General features: G+C 61.5%; 15 protein-coding genes and 1 other RNA gene. 4 read left to right on the plus strand and 12 right to left on the minus strand.

Annotated elements, in window-relative coordinates; all coding sequences use genetic code 11:
• Window positions 1–17: 17 nt before the first annotated feature.
• From C8348_RS09345 to C8348_RS09385, 9 genes are all read right to left on the minus strand, one after another.
• A complete protein-coding gene (locus C8348_RS09345; RefSeq protein WP_198646984.1) occupies window positions 18–3011 on the minus strand; it encodes a putative bifunctional diguanylate cyclase/phosphodiesterase in 2994 nt (997 codons plus the stop codon).
• A gap of 327 nt (window positions 3012–3338) precedes the next feature.
• A complete protein-coding gene (locus C8348_RS09350) occupies window positions 3339–4784 on the minus strand; it encodes a Do family serine endopeptidase (RefSeq protein ID WP_244293970.1) in 1446 nt (481 codons plus the stop codon).
• 164 nt (window positions 4785–4948) lie between these two features.
• Window positions 4949–5134 (minus strand): DUF2065 domain-containing protein, encoded by a 186-nt coding sequence (locus C8348_RS09355; protein WP_106753050.1) that lies wholly within the window; start codon window positions 5132–5134, stop codon window positions 4949–4951.
• The gene (hflC, locus tag C8348_RS09360; protein WP_106753051.1) at window positions 5131–6030 is read right to left on the minus strand and encodes a protease modulator HflC; all 900 of its coding nucleotides are present in this window, start codon (window positions 6028–6030) and stop codon (window positions 5131–5133) included. The genes C8348_RS09355 and hflC overlap by 4 nt, the downstream gene beginning before the upstream one ends.
• Window positions 6030–7229 carry an FtsH protease activity modulator HflK gene (gene hflK, locus C8348_RS09365; RefSeq protein ID WP_106753052.1) on the minus strand — a complete coding sequence of 400 codons (1200 nt, stop codon included), beginning with the start codon at window positions 7227–7229 and terminating at the stop codon, window positions 6030–6032. Before hflK ends, hflC begins: the two co-directional genes overlap by 1 nt.
• A gap of 196 nt (window positions 7230–7425) precedes the next feature.
• The gene (locus C8348_RS09370; RefSeq protein ID WP_244293971.1) at window positions 7426–7920 is read right to left on the minus strand and encodes a GNAT family N-acetyltransferase; all 495 of its coding nucleotides are present in this window, start codon (window positions 7918–7920) and stop codon (window positions 7426–7428) included.
• Window positions 7901–8479, minus strand: a complete 579-nt coding sequence (locus C8348_RS09375; RefSeq protein WP_106753054.1) for a dihydrofolate reductase — start codon at window positions 8477–8479, stop codon at window positions 7901–7903. Before C8348_RS09375 ends, C8348_RS09370 begins: the two co-directional genes overlap by 20 nt.
• 12 nt (window positions 8480–8491) lie before the next feature.
• Entirely contained in the window at window positions 8492–9523 is a 1032-nt protein-coding gene (gene glpQ, locus C8348_RS09380; protein ID WP_106753055.1) for a glycerophosphodiester phosphodiesterase, read from the minus strand.
• A 32-nt stretch (window positions 9524–9555) separates the two neighbouring features.
• Window positions 9556–10350 (minus strand): thymidylate synthase, encoded by a 795-nt coding sequence (locus C8348_RS09385; RefSeq protein WP_106753056.1) that lies wholly within the window; start codon window positions 10348–10350, stop codon window positions 9556–9558.
• Between the two features lie 143 nt (window positions 10351–10493).
• Between C8348_RS09385 and ssrA the strand changes: the two genes are divergently transcribed.
• The 4 genes from ssrA (at window position 10494) to C8348_RS09405 (ending at window position 12154) form a co-directional block, all read left to right on the plus strand.
• Window positions 10494–10852, plus strand: a transfer-messenger RNA (tmRNA) gene (gene ssrA, locus C8348_RS09390).
• A gap of 142 nt (window positions 10853–10994) precedes the next feature.
• The gene (locus C8348_RS09395) at window positions 10995–11576 is read left to right on the plus strand and encodes an SspB family protein (RefSeq protein WP_106753057.1); all 582 of its coding nucleotides are present in this window, start codon (window positions 10995–10997) and stop codon (window positions 11574–11576) included.
• 11 nt (window positions 11577–11587) lie between these two features.
• Entirely contained in the window at window positions 11588–11830 is a 243-nt protein-coding gene (locus C8348_RS09400) for a DUF4169 family protein (protein ID WP_106753058.1), read from the plus strand.
• A gap of 99 nt (window positions 11831–11929) precedes the next feature.
• On the plus strand, window positions 11930–12154 hold the full coding sequence (locus C8348_RS09405; RefSeq protein WP_106753059.1) for a ribbon-helix-helix domain-containing protein: 225 nt from the start codon (window positions 11930–11932) through the stop codon (window positions 12152–12154).
• A 142-nt stretch (window positions 12155–12296) separates the two neighbouring features.
• Here the strand turns inward: C8348_RS09405 and C8348_RS09410 are convergent, their stop codons facing one another.
• The 3 genes from C8348_RS09410 to C8348_RS09420 form a co-directional block, all read right to left on the minus strand.
• Window positions 12297–16322, minus strand: a complete 4026-nt coding sequence (locus C8348_RS09410) for an AsmA family protein (RefSeq protein ID WP_106753060.1) — start codon at window positions 16320–16322, stop codon at window positions 12297–12299.
• Between the two features lie 44 nt (window positions 16323–16366).
• Window positions 16367–17779 (minus strand): FAD-binding oxidoreductase, encoded by a 1413-nt coding sequence (locus C8348_RS09415; protein WP_106753061.1) that lies wholly within the window; start codon window positions 17777–17779, stop codon window positions 16367–16369.
• Window positions 17780–17901: 122 nt separating this feature from the next.
• A complete protein-coding gene (locus C8348_RS09420; protein WP_106753062.1) occupies window positions 17902–18936 on the minus strand; it encodes a phytanoyl-CoA dioxygenase family protein in 1035 nt (344 codons plus the stop codon).
• Window positions 18937–19052 lie beyond the last annotated feature (116 nt).

A 19052-nucleotide genomic window follows, 5' to 3' on the forward strand; every position in this document is an offset into this window, starting at 1 on the left:
GCCGGACCGCACCCTGATCAGCTGCCTGCAACGACTGGCGCTCCGAAGCTCTGGACGCTCATCCCCATGACTTCCTGCTGCATCAGAAGAGTTGTTGCCTGTTGCGCCGGCATTGGCCGGCCGGTGTAGTAGCCCTGCGCCTGGGTGCAGCCCTCGGCCTTCAAAGCGAGCAGTTGTTCTTCGCTTTCGACACCTTCGGCCGTTGTCGCGATGCCGAGGCTCGTGCAAAGACCGGTTACCGCGCGCACGACGGCAAGTTTGTCATCCCCCTTGTTGAGATCCTGGACGAAAGCGCGGTCGATCTTGACCTTGTCGAAGCGGAACTTGCGCAGATAGCTGAGCGAAGAATAGCCCGTGCCGAAATCATCCATTGCGATGCGGACACCAAGCCGCTGCAGATCCGACAGGATCGACAGGGTAGCATCGGTATCCTGCAACAAGACACCTTCGGTGATTTCGACCTCGAGCCGGTTGGCACTCAGACCTGATGCGCCAAGTGCTGCGATGACCTCCAGAACGAGGGTTTTCGTGCGGAACTGCACCGGGGAGACATTGACCGCGACGCGAATATGGCTGGGCCACCTGGCTGCCTCCTCGCAGGCCTTTCGCAAGACCCATGTCCCGATGCCGCTGATCAGGCCGGTTTCCTCGGCTATTGGAATGAACTCGGCAGGAGAAATGAAGCCCAGACGCGGATGCGGCCAGCGCAGCAAGGCCTCGAAGCCTTCGATCTGTCCGCCCTGCAGATTGAACAGAGGCTGGAAATGCAGCAGGAACTCGTCATTGGCAAGCGCATGGCGCAAGTCGATTTCCAGTTCCCGGCGCGCCTGGATCTCCTTGTCCATGGCCCCTTCAAAGAAGCGATGCACGTTGCGGCCATCCTGCTTCGCCCGATATAGCGCCATGTCCGCATGCTTCATCAGGAGATCCGCATCATCCCCGTCGACAGGAGCATTTGCGATGCCGATCGAAACGCCGATGAAGATGCAATGACCACTGATGTCGTAGGGCTCGCCAATGGCCGAGATGAACCGATCGGCAAGTTCGGCGGCTCGCGTCGGGCTCGACCGGTCAACGAGCAGGACCGCAAATTCATCACCGCCAAGCCGCGCAACATGTCCGCTATCGCCTAGCTCTTCGCGCAACCGCTCTGCAACGGCAATCAGCAGCCGATCGCCAATGGGATGTCCCAGCGTATCATTGACTGTCTTGAACTGATCAAGGTCGAGATATAGCAGGGCAGCAGCAGCACCGCTGGTCTGGCAGGCCGCGAGCGTCTCGACCAGTTGCTCACGAAACAGCACCCGGTTCGGCAGGCCAGTCAGCGCATCATGATGAGCCAGGTAGGAGATTTTCTCTTCCTGCTTTCGCCGTTCCGTCACGTCCTCATGGACGGCGACAGTCCCGCCCTCCGGCGTAATCGCGGTCGTGACCACGATCGTGCGCTCCCCCCTGATGCTGACGATCCGCTGGCTGCTCAGGAAGAAATGTGGATGAAGCTCCGCAGTCCGCTCATTGTCATCAGCCAGCACCACCGCGCCATTTTGCTTGCAACGGGCAATGATCACCTGCAAGTCCGTTCCGGGCTGAACATCCTCTTCAGTCAAGCCGAAAAGTGCACGGAAATTACCGTTTGCAAGAAGGATGCGCTCGTCTGGTCCCGTCAACAGAATACCTTGCGGAATGCTCTCCACTGCCGACTTCAACCGATCGAACTGCTGGCGGACTTCAAGCCGGGATGCGGCGAGCAGATCCAGCCGGGCCTGTTCGAGTGAGCGCATCAGATTGTCAAAGGAGGTTGCAAGAGAGCCGATTTCATCCGGCCGGCTGAGAAGCCGTTCGGGCAAGTGATGCGCATAGCCACCTTCGCTGCGCAGCCGGCGGACACAAGCCGTCAGTTTCTCGATGGGCCGGGTGACCAGCGCCCCGAATGCCAGGACGGCGGCAATACAGGCAAGGGCGGCGAAAGTGGCAACGCCGATAATCGTGACCAGGCTGCTATCGATTTTCTGCGAAATCCGTTCGACAGAATCCTGATTTTCAAGCTTCGCCCAGATCGCAAGTTTCTGCAGCATTTTCGACAGGCGGTACTCGTTCAGCCGCAGCAGGCGCGTCGTCGTCAGCACCCGCTCGCCGATGTGGACGTTCTGCATCAGCACATCCCGCAGACCATTCATGCCGATGAGTTCATCGGATATCCGGGACAGGATCTCTTCCAGATGCTGCACAAACTCAGACTGGCCGCGGCTCTTGAGCCAGGGGGTGATCTTGAGGACATGACGGCGCAACGCCGTCAATTCCTCGACCTGCCCCTGAACAACCAGCGCCAGGCTCTGGCTGCTGGCAGGATAGGCATCCCCCAGCAGGCTGTCCCGCAGCTTCTGGGCATGCAGGCGCAAGTCATAGGATCCGCGCACCAAGGGCCAGTCCCCGACAAGGATGGCTCCAAGGCGGAGAAGTTCATTGTCCATGCCCTGCGTCTGCCGGAACACGCGTTCCGCATCGTCGAGGCTGCCGCTGATCGTCTTGTCGCTCTGCTCCAGCAGTCCGGCGACAGCGATATCTAGACGCGTCAGGCTGAACCGGATCTCCTCTTCCGCTCGCAGCAGGCGTTCGCGGTTGGTTTGCCGTGCTTCGCAGACATTGATGATCTGACGCTGGATCCCGACGAGTTCGCTCTGCGCGCCGATCAGGTTGCGTCCGAGTTCGTCGAGGCGGACCTTCTCCGCATGGCTGCGGAAGGCTTCGATATCGGTGAAATCCGCATTGCGCAGCGCAAAGATGGACCGACTGACATCGGCTCCCGTCCGGTTGAAACACTCATCGATAAGGTTGCGCGACAGGGAGTTGACGTGCTGCAGAGCCGCAGAGGCCCGCAAGGCGTCCGTATAGAGCGGCCCTGTCGTCTCGTTGATCAGGCGGATGCCATGCGAGACCGCAAGAATCTGCTGTGTGCTGACCACGCCAAGCGTTCCGATGAGCAGGACAAGGACAGCCCCGATGGCAGTCATGACCACCCGCAGCCTCTTCGCCCGTGGCAAGCTCAGCTTTGGCACACCAAAAAACATTCAGTCGTCCCACCATGCCATGCGCGCGCCAACTCGGATCGAGCGGGCCGCCCAGGCATTCCCTTTGGCCCTCTCCTTCGCCCGGAGAGGCATAACCAGAGGCAAGAATAGCCCGACTTGCTATAATTTCCGTAAAGGACCACCGGGAATAGTGACGATATACTTTATTAACCCTGAGGCATAATTCGGAAAAATGTAATAAAAAAGAAAGAGAGCGAAGCTTTCGCCTCGCCCTCCCAAATACCAATCAAATCAACAACGTCCCGCCGTTCACTTGTCCTCGATACGAACCGGCACGAAGCGAAGTTCTCCGGTCGGATTTGCCAGAAGCAGCAAGGCCGACTTACGCCCTTCCTTCTTCAGCTTTTCAATCTGGGCCAGGACATCCTGCGGTGCTTTCACTGCCTCCTGCGCGACTTCCTTGATCGTGTCACCCGCCTGTACCCGCTTTTCTTCCGCAGCACTGCCGGGCGTGACTTCAGTCACCACGACGCCTTCAACACCGGCTTCGATCTGGAACTTCTGGCGCAGTTGATCATCCAAGGTGGCCAGCTTCATGCCGAGCACTTCGCTGACGACTGCCGGCTCGACTTTGGCCGGCTTGTCTGCATCACCCTCGGTACCAGCTTCGGCCTCTTCAAGACGGCCGAGTGTAACTTTCAGATTGACCCGCTCTCCCTTGCGCAACACGACCACATCGACAGCCTTGCCGATTGCAGTGTCCGCAACCATTCGCGGCAGGTCACGCATGCTCGGCACTTCGTTGCCGTCAAACTCGACAATCACATCACCCGGCAGGATTTCGGCAGCAGCCGCCGGACCGTTTTCGGAAACGCCGGCAACAAGCGCACCGATCGCCTTGTCCATGCCAAGGCTTTCGGCAATTTCGTCGGTCACTTCCTGGATCCGCACGCCGAGCCAGCCGCGGCGGGTCTCACCAAACTCGCGCAATTGCGCAATAACAGCTGTGGCCGTCTTCGCCGGGATAGCAAAGCCGATCCCGATCGAGCCGCCCGACGGCGAAATGATCGCCGTGTTGATCCCGATCACATTGCCGGCCATGTCGAACAGCGGCCCGCCCGAGTTGCCCCGGTTGATCGAGGCATCGGTCTGGATGAAATTGTCATAGGGCCCGGAGTTGATGTCACGATTGCGCGCCGACACGATACCGACAGTCACGGTTCCGCCAAGCCCGAACGGGTTGCCGATTGCCATCACCCAGTCGCCGACGCGGATCTTTTCGCTGTCGCCGAAGGCAACGGCGGTCAGTTCCTTGACCGGCGTGACTTTGAGCACGGCTAGGTCGGTCTTCTCGTCCCGGCCGATAAGCTCTGCCTTCAGCTTCGACCCGTCGTTGAAGTTCGCCGTGATTTCATCGGCCCCTTCGATGACGTGATTGTTGGTGATGATGATGCCTTCCTTGCCATCGATGACAAAGCCGGATCCCAGCGACTGAACGCGGCGCGGCTGCCCGTCGCCTTCGCCCTCACCCTGCTGCTGGCGGTTGAAAAACTCCTCGAAAAACTCCTGGAACGGCGAGCCGTCCGGCACTTTGGGCAAAGGAATCGAGCGCTGCGCCTTCACAGTCTGCGAGGTGGAGATATTCACCACCGCATCGGCCAGTTTCTCGGCAAGATCTGCGACCGAGGCCGGCCCCTGAACCTGGGCGAATGCCGGCGGAGCGCCGGCCAGCGAGAACGCGACAATGGCCGCCATCGCGGCCCCTGCCCCACGTGCAATTTGTTTGCGAGCGAACATGAGGGCCATCGGCCTTTGTCCTTCCATCCCAAGAGCTCGTAGCGGCTTCAAGCCACCCGTCTGCACCACATTCATACGACAAAATGGCGGCAGTTCGACATCGCCACCGCCGCCTTAAAAAATCATCCGCGCACGAACCAGACCAGCAACACACCCGCTCCAGCTGCGACGAGCCCGGCAAGCCTGAGGGTCTGGTCGGGAGCTTCCAGGACCTTGCGCATCATGGTCTTCATATTCTCTGGTGCCAGTGCATAGAGGATCCCCTCCAGCACCAGCACCAGTCCAAGTGCGACCACAAGGTCGGTCATTGCGCCGGCAGGGCCTGCGCCGGCTGACCGGCCCCAGCTGGATTGTTGAAATACCGGAAGAAGCTCGAATCCGGTGACAGGATCAGGCTGGTATCGCCGGAGCGCAGCCCTGCCTCATAGGCCTGCATCGAGCGGTAGAAACCGAAGAAATCCGGATCCACCCCAAACGCCTCGGCAAAGATGCCGTTACGCAAAGCATCACCATCACCACGGATGATTTCCGCGTCACGACGGGCCTCGGCGACCAGAACCGTTGCATCACGTTCAGCGCGCGAGCGGATACGGCGACCCTGCTCTTCACCCTGGGCGCGGATCTCGGTTGCTTCCCGCTGACGTTCCGTCTGCATCCGGTTGAACACGGCCTGGCTGTTGGCTTCAGGCAGATCGGCGCGGCGGACCTTCACATCGACGATCTCGATGCCGAGTTCCGAGGCGCTGACGCCGACATCCCGGCGGATCTTGCCCATGATACCGGCGCGATCGTCGCGCACCACCGCAGTGAACGAGGCCTTGCCGAGTTCAGAACGCAGCGACGACTGCAGCAGCGTCGACAGCCGCTGGTTGGCAGCCGAGACGTTGTTGACGCGCTGGAAGAACAGCACCGGATCGGAGATGCGGTAGCGTGCAAAGGCATCAACCACAAGACGCTTCTTGTCGGAGGCAATCGCTTCAAGCGGCGGCATGTTGAGGTCGAGGATCCGCTTGTCGAGATAGATCACGTTCTGGACCAGCGGCAGCTTGAAATGCAGGCCGGACTGCTGGGTGGCAGAAATTACCTTACCGAACTGCAGGACAAGCGCCTGCTGCGTCGGACTGACAATATAGATCGAGAGATAGACGGCGAAGGCAGCCAGGGCCACGACAACGCCAACGAGGCCAAGAAGACCGTTCTTCATCACTGGGCTCCTACGCTGCTGCGGGCTGCCGGTGCAGAGGACTGACCCTGCGAGCGGTTCAAGAGTTCATTGAGCGGCAGGAAGGGCACAACGCCTTCGCTGTTCTGTTTCTGGTCAATGATGATCTTGGGGTTGGAACCGAGCACACGTTCAAGGGTCTCCAGGTAGAGACGCTCGCGTGTCACATCAGGAGCCTTCTTATACTCGTCATAGATCTTGGTGAAGCGCTGCGCCTGACCGGTCGCCTCGGCGACTGTCTGGTCGCGGTAGGCGGTTGCGGCTTCGATCACGCGGGCCGATTCACCACGGGCTTCCGGAACGATCCGGTTGGCGTAGGTCTGGGCCTCGTTCTGGATACGCTCCTGGTCGGCGCGGGCGGCCTGAACATCGCGAAAGGCATCGATGACCTGCTGCGGCGGATCGACCTTCTGCATCTGCACATTGATGATGTCGATGCCGGCACGATAGTCATCCAGCGTCTTCTGCATCAGATCCTGCACCGCAATCTGGATAGGAGCACGGTTTTCCGTCAGGATCGCATCAATGTCCGAAGCACCAACCACCTCGCGCATGGCACTCTCGGCAACTGCCTTTACCGTGCCTTCGGGGTTCTGGATGTTGAACAGATAGTCAGAGACGCCCTCACGGGTGTTCCGGATGCGCCACTGGACCTTGAAATCGGCATCGACGATGTTTTCATCGCCGGTCAGCATCAGGCTTTCCTCCGGGACATCACGCGAGCGCACAGTGCCACCGGTAACGAACTCTTCCATGCCGACGGTCATTTCCCGGACCTGCAGCACGCCCGGGGTCTCGACCTGGCCAATCGGATAAGGCCAGTTGTAGTTGAGGCCCGGCTGTGTCTGGTCGGTCACTTCGCCGAGCACTAGCTCGACACCAACCTGATCCGGCGCCACGGAGTAAAGTCCCGTCGCCAGCCAGACACCAACCAGAACCACGCCCACCAGCGCAATCCCTTTTGCGCCGAGGTTGCCGCCACCGCCCGGCAGCACGGTCTTCATGCGGTCCTGGGTACGCTTGAGCAATTCCTCGAGATCAGGCGGCGTATTGCCACCGCCACGATTGGGGCCACCACCCCACGGGCCGCCGCCATTTCCACCGCCGCTGCCCCAGGGACCACCGGCATTGCCGCCGCCCTTCCAGCCGCCGCCGCCACCACTCTGGTTGCTCCAAGGCATAAGGTCTTCCTTCGTCGGGAAACTGTCAGACACAGCTTCCTGGTTGATCTAACGGTTTGTGCCCTGCAAGGGGTTAGGGCGAGGTTACCACTTCACTCGGGAAATGGACCCCACAATCCAAACCGCGTCTTGCAGCCCACGCACTGCCGGAATTGGGGCTCTTCACCCCAAATTTCAAGCTTTTCAGCCCCATTCCTCAAGTGGTCGAAGCGTCGCGCCGCATGTGCACATGCGGTATCCCGTCCTCAAGATAGGTTTCACCATAGGGACAAAACCCATGCCCTGCATAAAACCGTTCCAGATGCGCCTGTGCCGACAGGACGATATCGGCTGACGGAAAGGCCTGCTGTGTCCGTTCGATCGCCAGTTGCATCAAGCGATCTCCCAGCCGCAGCCCGCGAAACGCCGGCGCCACAATGATACGGCCAAGCCGAACCTCGACCTCGCCCAAGGCACCAGGCGCAAAGCACCTGAGACATCCAGCGATCTGTCCGCCTGGTGTTTCCAGCAGAAGATGATCAGCTTTCGGATCAAGCCCATCGATATCGGGATAGGCACATTGCTGTTCCACAACGAATACATCCACCCGCAGTTTCAACAAGTCGTGAAGCCGATGGGCACCAAGCTCATCAAAGCGGTACCAGGTCGATGCCAGTGTGTCGCTTTGCACTTCATGTGTCATGCCGGTCATCTCCTCGCCCTGATGTGATGAGAGAGCTGGTATCCGCAGGGCCCAATCGGCGCTCAAATGTCAGATAGGACACCTCGGCCGTATCACGCTCGTCGCGAAGGCCGGGCACAGCCGACTTCACGGTCCAGAGTGCCGCATCAATTTCCGGAAACACCGTATCCCCTTCCGGCTCGGCATGGACACGGCTGATCTCCAGCCTGTCGGCCAGTGGCAGCGCCGCAGCATAGAGCTGGCCACCGCCAATCACCATGATTTCGTCCACTCCATCCTGCTCAGCCCGCTGCGCCGCCAATCCAAGCGCCTCTTCAAGCGATGTTGCCCTCGCAACTCCCTCGGGCAATTGTGCCGCTCCCCGACTGACGACGATGTTGAACCGTCCCGGCAGGGGGCGGCCAAGGCTTTCGAACGTCTTCCGGCCCATGATGACCGGCCGGCCAAGGGTCAAGGCCTTGAAATGCTTGAGATCAGACGGAATATGCCAGGGCATGGTGTTGCCTGCCCCGATGATGCCATTTTCAGCAACGGCTGCCACCAGGACGATGCTCAGGCGCCTGTCCATTGCCGACCTGCCTTACTTACCCAGTGCCGCACGGGCCTGATCTGGTTGATCGGTAAACAGCCCGTCGACCCCGGCTGTCTCGACAGCAAGCTGGATCAGTTCCGAAAAAGTCGCGGCAAAGGGCGGCAGTCGGTCGGCGCGGAAGGTGTAGGGATGCACCTCAAGGCCGGCGGCCTTCGCATCCGCCACCAGCGATGTCACCTCGGCGATCCCGTCCTTGTTGTCATCGGTCAGGACCTGGGTCAACGAAGGGCCGATGCCATTGGCGACAGACGCAATTTCCTTCAGTCCTTCCGGCTTGCGCAATTGGTCATAGTCGGTTCCCGGAGCCATGTTCCAGGCGTTCTCGCCGATCAGCTGCACCAGCTTACCCTTGTAGCCAAGCTCATTCCGAACCCGCTTGATCTCGCTGAAATCAAAGGATTGCAGATAGACCGCATCGTCGGCGCTATAACCCGCATCTTCCAGCACACGCAAAACCGCCGCAGCCAGGTCATGCCCTTCCTCGCGGTGGAAGGCGGGCGATTTCAGTTCCGGATAGATCCCGGCAACCCGGCCGGTCGACGCGTTCATGCCCCGGATGAACGCCAGTTCCTCGGCAAGCGTCGGTATGGTCAGCCCGGTCTTCTGGCGCGGAAAACGGCCCTTGAATGCCTGCTCCCCCTGCCTGTTGCCGCGCTCCAGCACATCCAGCTGCTTCAGCTCGGCGAGCAGGAAGTCGATGGCATAGAACAACCCGTCTGCCCGGGCGCGGCCTGGAAAAATCTCCGCAACATTCGTCGTCGCATTCAGCGTGATGTCATGCAGCACCACCGGAATTCCATCCTTCGACAGCACGACATCCTGCTCGATATAGTCAGCGCCCATGGCATGGGCCATCGCCTTGGCTGCCAGCGTATGTTCGGGCACATAGCCCGACGCCCCCCGATGGGCGATGACCAGCACCGCGCCTGTATCCGCCCGGGCTGGCGCCGTCCCGAATTCAGAACAGGACAGGGCAAGCGCGGCAAGAAGCAGACAGCGGGTCCGGTGGCGCAGGGACATGGATTTTCCTTCAGTCTCAGAGAGTTGACAGGTCAGACGGCAATCGGCGCCTTGATCGCCGGATGTGGATCATAGCCCACCAGCTCAAAGTCCTCGTAGCGAAACGCAAAGAGGTCTCGCACATCGGGATTGAGCTTCATCACCGGCAGGGCACGTGGCTCGCGGCTGAGCTGCAGTCTGGCCTGGTCGAAGTGATTGGCATAGAGATGCGCATCGCCCAGGCTATGGACGAAGTCGCCGGGCTCAAGGTCACAAACCTGCGCCACCATCAAGGTCAGGAGCGCATAGGACGCAATATTGAACGGCACGCCGAGGAAGACATCGGCGGAGCGCTGGTACAGCTGGCAGGACAAGCGGCCATCGGCAACATAGAACTGAAACAGGGCATGGCAGGGCGGCAAGGCCATGTTGTCCACCTCGGCCGGGTTCCACGCCGACACGATCAGCCGCCGCGAGTTGGGCGAGGTCTTTATCATCGTGAGAAGATTGGCGATCTGGTCGATCGACCGACCGTCGGGTGCAGGCCAGGAGCGCCACTGCGCGCCATAGACAGGACCGAGATCCCCGTTGGCATCAGCCCACTCGTCCCAGATGCTGACCCCGTTGGCCTTCAGATAGGCAATGTTTGTGTCACCGGCGAGGAACCACAGAAGCTCATGGATGATCGACTTCAGATGCAGCTTCTTGGTGGTCACCACCGGGAACCCCCTGGAAAGATCAAACCGCATCTGATGACCAAAGACAGAGCGCGTGCCGGTTCCGGTCCGGTCCCCCCGGTCCGTCCCCTCCTCAAGAATGCGGCGCATCAGGTCGTGATATTGCTGCACGGCTTGCCTCGCTTTTCAGGTCCCGCAGGGGCTCATCCTGCGGGCGGTCTATCCCGGTCCGCGAACCGATGCAAACGGCGCGGACTGATCTGCCAGGACAATACCCGCGGCAAGGCGAGTCGCTCCACAGTCCTTTTAGCCTCCCCCTTTCAATCCTTGTCCTCAGCTTCTATATTGAGCGTGCCGGCTTGCCGGCTATGGCGATAAATTGTCAGTGGAATAAGCCTTTCGGACCCGGGGGCGGTACCCGGCGCCTCCACCCAAGCCCATCTCTTCAAGGTGAGTTTCGGCGGGGGCGAAATAGGATCGACGAGGGTGTAAAGACTGGGCTTTCGCTCGGCATGGTACCACCGATATCGGACCAAATCTGTAGTTGCCAATGACAACTATGCTCAGGACGTCGCTCTCGCCGCGTAATGCGGTGCGGGTTGTCCACTTAAAGTCCTGACGGGTAGCACCGGCAGGCGGGGTCCGGAGGCACCTGGCAACAGAAGCCTCCACTTCCTTTTGCCGGGTTGCGCTTGTGTTTTTCGCGCTGCATTGGTGGGAAGTTGGACTACGAACCGGACGCATCTGGCTTCCCTTTTCGGGTCGCTGACGCCAAGGTGCGACGAGACTAGAGACGATTCCGGCGGACGACGACCATGGCAGAAGACCTGCTCCGTTATGACATTCTCGTGCAGGATGCCCTTCGTGGGGCAGTGAAGAAGATCCTGGCCGAAGTCGGGCGCACCGGCTTGCCGGGCGAGCATCATTTCTACATCGCGTTCGACACCAATGCGCCAGGCGTGCGGGTATCCTCGCGGCTGAAAGAGCGCTACCCGAACGAGATGACCATCGTCCTTCAGCACCAGTTCTGGGACCTCGCCATCGGCGAACACGCCTTCGAGGTCGGACTGTCCTTTGGTGGCATCCCGGAGAAATTGCTGGTTCCTTACAGTGCGATAAAGGGTTTCTTCGATCCCTCGGTCCAGTTTGCGCTCGAGTTCGAACCGGGCAAGACGGCCGAACCGATCCCGGATGACCTGCTCGAAGCCGTCGGCGAACTGACGCGGCTTGAGACGGCCACCAGTCTGGAAACCCGCTCGGACGAGAAGCCGGCAAAGACGAAGCGCGAAGCTGCCTCGAAGTCCGAGGCAAAAGCTGAGGCCAAGGACGAGCCTGGCAAGCCGGAAGACGGTGGTGCGGCCGTTGTCTCCCTTGATGCTTTCCGCAAGAAGACCTGACAGGTCGGGCCATGGCCGGTGACATCATCAATCTGCGCCAGGCCCGCAAGCAGCGGGACCGCTCGAAAAAAGAGGCGGACGCGGCGGAAAACCGCCGAAAATTCGGCCAAACCCGGTCGGAACGCGAACTGACGCAAGCGCGGCAGGACAAGGCCCGCAAACATCTGGACGGTCACCACCTCGACGTCGGCGGTGACGCTGCCGATCCGGAAGGTGCTGCTGACAAACGTCCTGACAACTCTCCTGACACTTGACCGGCTTTCGGCGGCCAGCAGCTGGTTCCAGCTTGCGAAGCGGACGATCCGGCTTATCCTGTGTCATGAAGACAGGACCCTGCTGAAGGTGCTGTGAGGATGACCTTCGTCAAACGCTCCCTGAGTCTCAAAGGGCATCGGACGTCACTGGCGCTGGAGCCCGAGTTCTGGCAGGTCCTCGACGAAATTACCGAGCAGGAACAACGCTCTCTGGCGGGATTGATCGACCTGATCGACAGCCAACGTTCTCCCGATCAACCCCTGTCCTCGGCGGCGAGGGTGCATGTCATCCGGTATCTGCTGCAGCGCAAGACCGGCCAGTGAGCGGACGTATCCGCGAGACCCCTCATCCGACAATTCAGTGCCACATGCACCCCAAAGCCCACCCAAAACGCGACAAACGGCCCCCCTGCATGGACCGCTCGTCAAACAGCATGCCGGAACACTGGATCTGCAGTGCCGGACCTCAGTTGCGTGGTGCCGGATAGGTGATGACGAGGCCGTTCGGATCGGTCACGTAACGCGGACCGGGCTGCACCGGCGCCTGTGCTGCTTGCGCTGCCGGGCGGGGCCTCTGGGTCGCCTGCGGCACTGGCTGGGAGACTTCCGGCGGAACCAGCCGCAAGGGGTCAGCACTCTCCAGAACCTGCTGCGGCCCCGTCAACGAACCAATTTCGCGAGCCGGCTCGAGCGGCGGGAGGACGGCGGATGAAGTTGCACGGTCACTGGCGGGGGCGTTTGCAGGAGTGCGGGCATCCAGCGTGGAACGGATGCGGCTTTCAAAATTGAGAAGATCGCCGATGGCATCGCCATTCTTCTGCGTTGCCGTTGCGGCGGGCGGCTGAGCTGTGCCTTGCCGCTGCGGGGCAGCAGGAGCCGGCGCTTCAGCAGGCGCTGCAGGCTCTGCGGGGGCAACGGGGATCAGGCTCGCCGCACGTTCTTGCTGGCGGCGCAGGGCCTCCTCGCGGAAATACTTCACTTCGCGCATCAATCGGTCCCGCTCGAGGATCTCGGCCTGAAGCCGCTCGACCCGTTCCACCTCCTGCTCGAAGGCGCGCAAGGTCAGGAAAGCTGTGAAGGGGGCAACGTCGATCCGCCGCTCTGGCTCGGACAGCGGGCCGCTGAACAACAGCGCTGCCTGCGGCTCGGCGCCTGCGACGGCGTCAAGGCCAGCCTCCACCTTCAAGGTGATGTCGCTGTCGAGCGTCCAGTCATTGAGGTTGACCAGCGCCTGACCGGACAGGCCGACGTCGTCCGCGTCAACGGCGACATTGCGCAGGGCAAGCCGGCCGCCGTTAAGAACAAGGCTGCCATCCAGACGTTTGAGGGCGAGCGATCCAGCATCCAACTGGCTGGCGAAGACCTCCCGGATCTTGTCGTCCTCAAGCGCAAGGCCAGCATCGGCAGCCCGAATGACCAGACCGAAGGCGGCCGGATTCATCGAGCGCAACTCGGCGTCGGTCAGTTGCAGGGTCCCGCCACCAGAGAGATTGGCAACAACGGCAGAGATCGAGCGTCCGGTTCCCTGAAACTCACCGGACAGATCAAGACCGCCGGTTGCCGACGCCCGTCCGGACGGACGCCAGACGAGATCTTCCAGCCGGGCACCGGCAACCTGCAGCGTACCGCTCAGCGCAGCCTCCGGCCCAGTGCGAGTGAGAGCGAACTGCCCGGTAATGCTTCCCCCTGCCAAGGTGGTTTCAATGCCCTCCAACCGCAAGAGATCGGGCTTGAGCCGGAGTTTAGCGGTCAGCGGACCAAAAACGACATCATCGGAGACAAAGGTCTCCGTAGCGCGCAAGTCCAGCCCCAGATCCAGATGCGGCAACTGCAAGGGACCAAACGCGGCCTTCGGCCAGATCTCGCTCTCCTCAGGCTGCAGCCATTGATCCGCGCCGAGCAGCAATTCCGACAGGACCCTGAGATCCAGGGCCGAAAAATCAAGCGCTCCCGTCAGACGCCGCAGGCCGGAGGCATCGCCGGGCCGCAAATTGCCGGCCAGACGCCCTTTGACCTCGGCTCCGGCAAACTGTCCCTTCAGATCATCCAGGGTCAGGTTGGTGCCTTCGCCAACCAGTTCGAAGGTGAAATCAGCGCCGATCTCCCCGGACAGCACCGGCAGAACCTTACCCCACAGCAAGGCGATGGGCGCCAGATCCTCCACCTTCGTCTTCACCTCCGCAGCATAACGCGGCTGCGAGCCCTCGACGAACTGAAGCTCTCCCGTGGCGTCCAGCCTGGCATTCCCTGCCCGCGCCAGCACGCTCATGGCCATGCCTTCCGAAGGACGACCATTCAGCCGTGCCTCGATTTGTCCCGCATTCAGGCTCCCCTCGGTGTCGATATCCAGGCCGATCTGCCGTACCAGGACGGCCGCATCAGGCCCTTTCAGGCGCAGGCTCGCGGCCACATCGCCGTCACGCCAGGCATCGGTCCTGCCGGCAAAGCGGGCGGACAGCTCCAATTCGGCGCCTGCGGCCTTGCCTGAAATGCGCAGATCAGTGTCGCTGCCATCAGCGGTCGCCTTCGCTTCGAGCCGTGCTGCAAGCTGCGCTGGAACCAGATGATCGGCCGCTCGCATCAGCTGGAGCGTTATGGGAGATGCCGGAGCCAGGTCTTCGGCAAGGGCAACAATGCCAGCGAGCGACCTGGCGTCCACTTCCGCCGTGATGAGCCCTGACGGCGAGGTTGAGATGTTGTCGATCGAACCACTGGCCTCGATCCTCGCGCCGGCAAAGTCCGCCGCCGACAGACTGGAGATCGTCAGGTCATCCCCCGCGAGCGCGGCCTCAAGCGACAGGGACTTGCCGTCAATGCCGCGTATGGACAGCTCCCGGGCTGACAGGCGGAGGGAAATGTCGGAGGACACCAGCGCGCCGGTAACTTCGGGCTGGCGAACCAGCCCGCTGAGGCTGGCAAGTTCATCAAAATCCAGCCGGTTGGCATCAAGACTGGCGGCAAAACGCCCGCGTCCTGATCCGTTGGCCTCGTAGGACATCGAACCTGTCGCGCGTGCGCCGGCCAGATCAAGGGTTGCTCCGGTGAGTGACCAGCCGCCGCGCTGGAGTGCAACCCGTCCGTCCACTCCGATCGGCCCGCCGGCTGACACGCCGGCCGCAGTCCTGTTGAGCCAGGCAACCAGCGTCTGCGGCTGCGCAGAGTTCAGCGACACCGTCCCGGCATAAGACATCTCGCGACTGGTGGTGATTTCACCCTGGGTTGCCAGTTCGGTGCGACCGGGCAATCGAGCGGCCAGCCGCGCAATCCGCCAGCCACCAACGACAGTTTCCAGATCCAGCCGCGTCGACTGGATGATCCCGCCGCCGACAACAATCGCCGGCACATCGAGTTCGATCTGACCCGGAATCGGAGCTGCCGGAATATCCGCGATAAGAGCCAGGACACCGTCGCGGGCGGCAGCCAGTCCCACGGGCTTCTGCGGACCTTCGCCGAGAATACGGTCAAGGTCGACCTGCTTGGCACTGGCCCGGATTTCAAAGCGTCTCGGCGCGGCCAGTTCGACCCTGCCATCGCCCTTGAGACTGATGGCGCGATCCTCAGGCCCCATGCGCAGTTCAAACGAGGGAATCGTCAGGCCGGCAGCGCCGACGACGGCCTGCCCTTCCGCGCGCCAGACGCCGGCGTCCGTCACGCTCCCGACTGAAGCGACGGTAAACCGGCCGTCAAAGCCCGGCGCACCCGCATCCTGTGTAACGGCCCCGTCGACGATCAATTGTAGTGGCTGGAGGGCAGGAACAAGCTCGGCCCGCAAACGCATAGGCCCGTCTGCAAGCCGCTCTCCTGTCGTGAGGCGCAGGGAATAGGGTTTGCCCTCATGCACAAGACTGCCATCAACCTTGAACGGCCCCTTGAGCGACCGGGCGCTGACAGCAACGTTGACGTTCTCGACCTTCTGGCTGGAACTGTCGCGGGCATCAAGCAAGGTGATCGAGCCGTTGTCGATTTCGATCTGGTCAAATGCGATGTTCTTCGGATCCAGCCGCGCCAGGCCGGCCGGGCGGGTGTTGTCCGTCAGCCAGTCGAGCCGGCCATATTCATCCATCGCAAGGGTCAGCTGCGGCCGTTCCAGCCGCATGTCGAGAACCCGGATCTCGCCCTTCAACAGGGGCGGCAATTCCACCCGCATCTGGAAGCGCGAGACGATCAGCAGCGGATCCTCGGCCTCGCCGACGCGAACATCGGTGAAGGTCAGGGTCGGGGCTGGCAACAGGCTCATGTCCGCCTTGCCGAGCACGGTCACCTTGTGGCCCAGAGCCTCTTCGGCATAGGTTTCGAAGGTGGAACGATAGGCTGTCCAGTCGACAAAGAACGGCCCGACCAGCGCCGTCAGCAGCGCCAGAATGATGACCACGCCTGCCGTGATATAGACCGAGTTCAGCTTCGTTCTCCAAGGGCTCTGCCAGGTCGGTGCCAGATGATCCGGACCGGACTGCGGGAAGGATTCGAGCCGATTGCGGCTCCAGTGCGGCAAGGGCGCAGCCAGCTGGCGCGCCCCTGCAGATCAGATCAAGATGATCAGACCGTGACGATCTTGCCCGGGTTCATGATGTTCTGCGGGTCAAGCGCCATTTTCAGCGTGCGCATGACGTCCAGCGCCTCGCCATGTTCCTTCTTGAGGTATTTCATCTTGCCCTGACCGACGCCATGCTCGCCGGTGCAAGTGCCCTCCATGTCGATGGCGCGCCAGTTGAGACGCTCGACAAAGGCTTCAGCGGCCGCGATTTCCTTGGGCTCGTTGACATCCACCAGCACCATCACATGGAAGTTACCGTCGCCAACGTGACCGACCAGCGGTGCCACGAGACCCGAAGCGGCAATATCCTCGGCTGTCGCCGCGACGCATTCGGCAAGGCGGGAGATGGGGACGCAGACATCCGTCGTGACAGCCTTGCTGCCGGGGCGAAGGCCGATCCCGGCGAAATAGGCGTTGTGGCGTGCGGTCCAGAGCTTGGTCCGTTCCTCCGCCTGGGTCGACCATTTGAAGGCGCCACCGCCACAATCGGCAGCGATGGCCTCGAACAGTTCGGCCTGTTCCTTCACCCCGTTCTGGGTGCCGTGGAACTCAAGGAACAGGGTTGGTGTTTCCACAAGGCCAAGGCCGGAATAGGCGTTGCAGGCCCTGACCTGCAGCGCATCGAGCAGCTCGATGCGGGCGACCGGGATGCCCGACTGGATGGTCATGATGACCGCGTTGCAGGCGCTTTCCACATCCGGGAACGGGCAGACGCCGCCGGAAATGGCCTCCGGCTGACCAAACAGGCGCAAGGTCAGCTCGGTGATGATGCCGAGCGTGCCCTCGGAACCAACGAACAGGCGGGTGAGATCATAACCTGCGGAGGATTTGCGGGCACGGCCACCGGTGTGGATGATCTTGCCCTCGGCAGTCACCACGGTGAGGCCGAGGACGACATCCTTCATCGTGCCGTAGCGCACCGCATTGGTGCCGGAGGCGCGGGTGGACGCCATGCCGCCAAGGCTGGCATCGGCACCCGGATCGATCGGGAAGAACAGGCCGGTGTCGCGCAGATAGGCATTGAGCTGGGACCGGGTGACGCCCGGCTGCACCACGCAATCCAGATCCTCGGCGTGAACGGCCAGCACCTTGTTCATGCGCGAGACGTCCACCGACACGCCCCCGCCGGGGGCATTGACGTGGCCTTCCAGCGACGAGCCCGTGCCGAACGGAATAACCGGAACGCGGTGCTCGGCGCAGATGCGCACGATCTCGGCGACTTCCTCGGTGCTTTCGGCGAAGACGACGATGTCCGGCGCCTGATTCGGCAGCCAGGACGTGGTGTGGCCGTGCTGCTCGCGGATGGCGGAAGAACGGGCACAGCGATCCTGAAACCGGGCGGAGAGTGCCGCACCGGCGGCCTCGATTCCGGCCTCGTTGCGACGGACAAGCACCTGCATGGCTGCCAGGGACATCGGATCCTCCTTCAGTCTTTTTGCCCCGTTTCCAGGGAACCGGGCGAACCCTAGCAAATCCCTCCGCAGCACCAAAGGCTTCATGTCAATCTGGCGTGAAAAGTCATACCGCCGCACGCGCCTCAGATGCGCGCCGGTTCTGCGACCCTCACCTTGCCAACATGGCGGTGTGACGTGGGTTTTCCGGTCAGTCGCTCCTTCAGGTCCATGATCTGGACATGCAACTGCCCCTGTCGTCCGGCTAGCCCTGGCAACAACAGCGGATCGAGCCCGGTGAAAGGAAGGAACGGATTGCGCCGAAGCGAGCCGTAGACGGCGATCCGGACTGAAGGCCTGAGGCTCGCGCCGCGCGCATGGAAGCCATGGGTGTCTGCAACGACGAGCGTGTTGCCCGGAACTGCGAAACTGACGGGTTGTGCAAAGCCGCGCAAGGACAGCTCCTCGCGCGAAATGCGAAACGAGCCACGGGCGTGCAGCCTGTCAGGATGACTGGCGGCCAGCAGGCTCTGTTGCTGTTCGAACTCGAACCGCTGCGGTGTCAGGAGATGCGAACCTGGAACATAGGTGAAGGGGCCCTCATCTTCATGGACATCCTGAAGAAAGTACCAGGCCTTGGCTGTGGGCTGGAACGTGTCGGAGTGGAAATGGGTTTGCGGATCCGGCGCTCCGACATCCGGCACGGTAAGAACAACATGCAAATAGACAATCGGGTCACCAGCCGTTGAGGCAACATATTTCAGCGTGTTTTGGAACGGCGCCCCAGTGACGAAGGCTCGAAGGTGGGGCAGATGAGTCAACACCTCCGGCGGCAGCGGAATGAACCGGGTCACGGCATTGCCCTGCCGCATTTCCCAGGCGTCGAACAGCGTCGAGTCCACCTCCGCCCGCAAGGCTGCATACCCGTCCGCAGGCAAGACATTGCCACGGACAACGAAGCCCTCTCTGGCATAGGCCGCCTGTTCGTCCGGCGAGACGAGATGAGCCAGACGCCGCCGCCGCCAGGCCGACATGCGTTGTGCCAAACGAACGCGGTTCACGTGAAGGCCACGTTCGTTGAGAACACGGCTGCCCAGGATCGGGTTGTCGATAAAGGACTTGGCACCCGTGGCCAATTCAAGCGCCCACACAGGCGCCTTGAGGACTGACATCATTCGCATGACTGCACCGGGACAGCAAAAGACATACCGGTACCAACCATTCATTCGTGACGTAAAAAAGACAAGCGGCCACCTCCAGATGCAGAAGTGGCCACGGCATTGGTGCCTGATGTCAC

The organism is Pannonibacter carbonis, assembly GCF_003012935.1.
Classification (GTDB): Bacteria; Pseudomonadota; Alphaproteobacteria; order Rhizobiales; family Stappiaceae; genus Pannonibacter; species Pannonibacter carbonis.